We start from the raw sequence: 4,486 nt of genomic DNA, 5'->3' as shown, positions 1-4,486 counted from the left end.
TGGCCTAGACTAAAACAGCAAATAAAGCTATATTAAATTATGGCTAAACTTTTTACCACTTTTTACAAAATACTGCACAGTATTTTTATGTTAATAACCCTAATAGCTTTTTTGGCAATGTTACTCGTATTTTTAGTGCTCACCGGCCGTATCGATGAAGTACCCACGCCAATGGCTAACTCTAATTTATTAATTATTAATTTAAACGGCGTGTTGCTGGAGCAAGCCAGCCCGCAAAGTTTTAGGGGCAACGAACATTATGCCCGCGATATTGCCCGTGTCTTAGCGGCCGCTGCCGATGATAACCGTATTGATGCCGTATTTATTAACTTAAACGGTTTTGCCGGCGCTACCATAGGGGCCGTACAAACAGTTATAAGCGCCATTAATATTTACCGCGAAAGCGGCAAGCCTTTATATGGTTATGCCGGCAATGTAGGCACGGCCGGCTACAGCTTGCTTACCTTTGCCGATGTCATTTGGCTTAACCCTTTTGGCAGCATCAACTTAAGCGGAGTGGCGATGCAAAATTTATATTTTGCCGAAGCTTTGCAAAGATACGGCCTTACCGCCTATGTTAGCCGGGCCGGCAGCTACAAAAGCGCCGTAGAGCCCTTTTTAGCCAACCAAATGACCGAAGGTAACCATGCCCTTTATGCTGCCTTTATGCAAGATTATTGGCAGGCCATCACCGCCAATATTTTAGCCGGCCAAAACAACCTTAATACCGAACGTTTTAACCATTATGTTGATAACCGCCCGGCCTTGCTGGTAAATGCCGGGAATAATGCCGCCTTACTGGCTTTAGAGCACGGCTTGGTAGACCACATCGCCAGTTACGATGATATGTGGGACCAACTGGAAGATTTACTGCTGGAGCAAGGCATAGATGCCAATTACCTAGCGCACAGCGCTTATTTAACCGGCTTAAGAAGGCACGGCAGCAACCGGCTGCGCAACTGGCTTAACCGCAGTACCCCGCAAATTGCCGTTATCCATGCCACCGGTACCATTATGAATGGCGCAGAGGTAGAGGGAGTTATTAACGCCACCAGTTATGCCAATATTATTGATGACCTAGCTCATAATAATAGGGTAGCCGCTATCGTTATTAGGGTAAATTCAGGCGGCGGCGAAGTAATGGCCAGCTGGCAGCTGTACGAGGCTATCCTTAAGGCCAAAGAACATAAGCCGGTTATTATTACTATGAGCGGGGCGGCGGCCAGCGGGGCTTACCTTTTTAGTTTAGCGGCCGATGAAATTTGGGCCGAGCCCATTACCCTAACCGGCTCGATTGGGGTATTTAATTACTTTGTGGCGGCCCATAACCTTTTAGCCGAACACGGTATTTACAGCGATGGCCTGGCCACCACCAACCATGCTTACCCGCTTTCGCCCTTTAGCCAACCTACCACCGAAAGACTTAGCTTAATGCAATCTTCGGTAGATTTTACCTATCAAAACTTTTTGCAGTTATTAATAGATAACGGACGGGCCGGTAACTTAATGGAGGCCGATGAGCTGGCGCAAGGCCGTATCTTTAGCGGTCCGGCTGCTTTAGAGTTAGGCTTAGTAGATAACATCGGCGGCCTCGCCCAAGCCATCGAGCAAGCCGCTAATTTAGCCGAACTTAATTACTATAATATTAGCTACCACGAAGCCCAAGCCTCTTTTGGTACCTCTTTTGTCAGACGGCTGCTTGCGGCTAGTAATTTAAATTTGCCCGTTATGGCTAGCCCCTTTAATTTTAACCTCTATAACCAAGAGTCTTTAATGGCCATAGAGCCCTTTAGAGTAATTTACAATTAAAAGAGCCAAGCTAAAACTTGGCTTTAATAGGCTGCTCAATAATGAGTAGTTATAGGTTAGGTGTTTTTTACGCCATAACGCTTATTAAATTTATCGATACGGCCGGCGGTATCTACCAATTTATGTTTACCGGTAAAAAATGGGTGGCAGGCCGAACAAATTTCTACATTAAGGTTACCGCGTGTAGAGCGGGTGTTAAAGCTGTTACCGCAAACGCAGGTTACGGTAGCGTCAATGTAATTAGGGTGTAGGTTTTTTTTCATGGTTATTTGCTCCGGTGCTATGGGAGCGCTCCTCAGTAAATTTATGATTATTGTAATTAAGTTAGCTTGTTTTGTCAAGGCGGCCATAATGTTAGATACGCTGTTTTCCTTTTAAATATAATTTAGAAAGGGAAATTTTATGCTAACTTATCGCAACTATCCTTTTATAGGTACTCAATAAAAAATATCTTTTAACTTTTATTACCTACAGCCGTACAAACAACAGCATACTCATAAAGCATCGTATTAGCCTTAATACCTTTAACATTACTAGGTGAATTTTGTACGGGCATACGTTTATTACTAAGCAATCTTTGATAGGTTATTAAATGTTTAAAACCATATCGTTCAAAACGCTCGGCAATAAATTGGTCTGTAGCTAAAGTTATCCCTTTAATTAATCTATTACCCACTACATAAATGGCATACCCTCCTAACTTTACGGCCTTAGCAACTTCCCGAATAGAGCTATCAAGGTCATAATAAAAGCTTGAAATCTCCAATGCCCGTTTATCATCTTGTTCATTAATTTGCCAAAGTTGAGTATTAATTAAACTATTTTCAAATAAAGTTTTTGCTCTTTTACCACCCATTAAATTATTATCTAAGCTATTAGCTCTCTCTATACCAGCCCATGCATTGGCAAATAAGGAAAACTGGCCATAGGCTACAGTGGTTTTACTATCACCATAAGGTGGACTGGTTAGAACCACATCATATTTTTTATTGCTGTTATGAAAAACATTATTATGAAAATTTAGCTCTCTCTTTTCCGTCAATAATGGGTAATAACAACTTTGATAAATAGCTAAATTACGCTCTAATTTAGCAAAAAATAAGCCATAAACATCGGGATTAAAGAGTAAAGTCTGCTCCTCTTTAATACGATACATTTTAAATTCGTTACTGCGTGTATAAGAACATTCGCGTACAGTTTCGGCAAAAGCAAGTGAGATAAATTTCTTACTACCCTCTTTTTTTATAAAATTTATAAAATATTTTATTAAACGTAAATCTCTCGCTACTTCTGCCGAAAACCAATAAGTAAAATTCGTTATTTTATCACTTTCATTATCCAGTAAAGATAAACTATCTTTTTTTAAAGCTTCATAAACAGCTTCTCTTAACTTGATAATTTGTTGCTTTAATTCATTTAAATTAATTTTAGTGAACTTACTCTGGCAAATATGAATAGCGAGCGGATTTAAATCATAACCAACTAGTCTCTCAAAATCTGCTTGTAAGCCGCTCACAAAAGAGCTGCCGCTACCACAATAAGGGTCGAGCATACTTCCCTTGTTGGCGTTAAGTTCATTAAGCAAATAGTTACCAATTTGTGGTAACATAGTGGCAGGGTATTTATGTAAATTGGGAGAAACCGTAGAGTATGATTGACCTAAAAAATCAAGTTCTTTATTACGAATAACCTTATACATTTATAAGTTTTCCTTAATGAATGTAGGCAAGGTAGAAAAATCGGCAATAAAATCGCCATGTTCCACCTCTTTGGCTATAAAGGCTTTATCAAAAAACTTAAACATTCCGCGTTGTTGTGGGTTATTAATTTCATTATAAAAATTAACCGTAGCAAAACAGACTAGAGGGATATTTTTCCCCTTATATTCAATATCGTACTTGGCCTTAATATCGCTGGAAGAGTGGGCAATTTCTAATAATAACTTCCACTTGTAGGTTTGCCCAGCCCTTTCACGAAGAGAGGTTTTAAGTGATAAAATAATAAATTTGTTAGTAACACTATTATAAATAACCAAATCACAGTCTGGTTTTTGCTGCTCACCATCAACATAAATAGTAAAGTCTTCACCAAATTTTTTAACAGCTGTGCTTTTACTGGTAATTAAAATATGTGGTTCAATATTTCCTGCCTCTTTATTTTTTAAAAAGACATATTCTATTAAGTTAGAGAAACTTTTACCTACGATTGATTTTTGCGTTTGCGATATATCATTAATTAAACCTGCTTTTTTGCGTTCCTCTAAAATAATTTGCACCTTAGGAAAAGCTAACTGCAAAAAATTATAAAGTTGATTAAAGGCTAATTTAACACCATTTTCAACTAAAAATTCATCACATAAAGCCAATGATGGCTGCATGTAATAAGCATTTTGAATATTTTTTAGTTGTAAAGTTTCTTCTGCAGTTAGAGTGTATTTATTCATTAACCTATATTAACATATAACTTTACTTTTGTAAACAAGAAGCAAAAAACTAGAATTTAGTACCTATAAAAGGATAGTTACCTAACTTACCGGGAGTGCCACACTAGTGTACTTTGTCATTGCTGTATATGTTAAGCTATTCGAGGACAAGCTATAATGAAAGAAGGAGAAAGTTATGGCAGGTTCAAGGAATGAAATAGGGACACTAAACTCTTTAACGAAAGGGTTTATTCG

The 4,486-nt window shown here is 38.4% G+C and carries 4 protein-coding genes; 1 reads left to right on the top strand and 3 read right to left on the bottom strand.

Annotated elements, in window-relative coordinates:
• Positions 1-39: 39 nt before the first annotated feature.
• Complete coding sequence (gene sppA / locus FWE37_09165) at positions 40-1,809, top strand: signal peptide peptidase SppA (protein ID MCL2521147.1); 1,770 nt, start codon at positions 40-42, stop codon at positions 1,807-1,809.
• A 56-nt stretch (positions 1,810-1,865) separates the two neighbouring features.
• Here the strand turns inward: sppA and rpmE are convergent, their stop codons facing one another.
• The 3 genes from rpmE to FWE37_09150 all read right to left on the bottom strand — a co-directional run bounded on the left by rpmE (position 1,866) and on the right by FWE37_09150 (position 4,252).
• Positions 1,866-2,072 (bottom strand): 50S ribosomal protein L31, encoded by a 207-nt coding sequence (gene rpmE, locus FWE37_09160; GenBank protein MCL2521146.1) that lies wholly within the window; start codon positions 2,070-2,072, stop codon positions 1,866-1,868.
• 191 nt (positions 2,073-2,263) lie between these two features.
• Positions 2,264-3,508, bottom strand: a complete 1,245-nt coding sequence (locus FWE37_09155) for a modification methylase (protein ID MCL2521145.1) — start codon at positions 3,506-3,508, stop codon at positions 2,264-2,266.
• Positions 3,509-4,252, bottom strand: a complete 744-nt coding sequence (locus FWE37_09150) for a BsaWI family type II restriction enzyme (GenBank protein ID MCL2521144.1) — start codon at positions 4,250-4,252, stop codon at positions 3,509-3,511.
• Positions 4,253-4,486 lie beyond the last annotated feature (234 nt).

Source organism: Spirochaetaceae bacterium (assembly GCA_009784515.1).
In the GTDB taxonomy this organism is placed as follows: Bacteria; Spirochaetota; Spirochaetia; order WRBN01; family WRBN01; genus WRBN01.
This window is presented reverse-complemented; position numbering and strand designations above follow the sequence as displayed.

Excerpts from the sequence above, each read along its gene's own strand:
- sppA (MCL2521147.1), top strand. The coding sequence starts at position 40 with ATGGCTAAACTTTTTACCACTTTTTACAAAATACTGCACAGTATTTTT.
- FWE37_09150 (MCL2521144.1), bottom strand. The coding sequence starts at position 4,252 with ATGAATAAATACACTCTAACTGCAGAAGAAACTTTACAACTAAAAAAT.
- FWE37_09155 (MCL2521145.1), bottom strand. The coding sequence starts at position 3,508 with ATGTATAAGGTTATTCGTAATAAAGAACTTGATTTTTTAGGTCAATCA.
- rpmE (MCL2521146.1), bottom strand. The coding sequence starts at position 2,072 with ATGAAAAAAAACCTACACCCTAATTACATTGACGCTACCGTAACCTGC.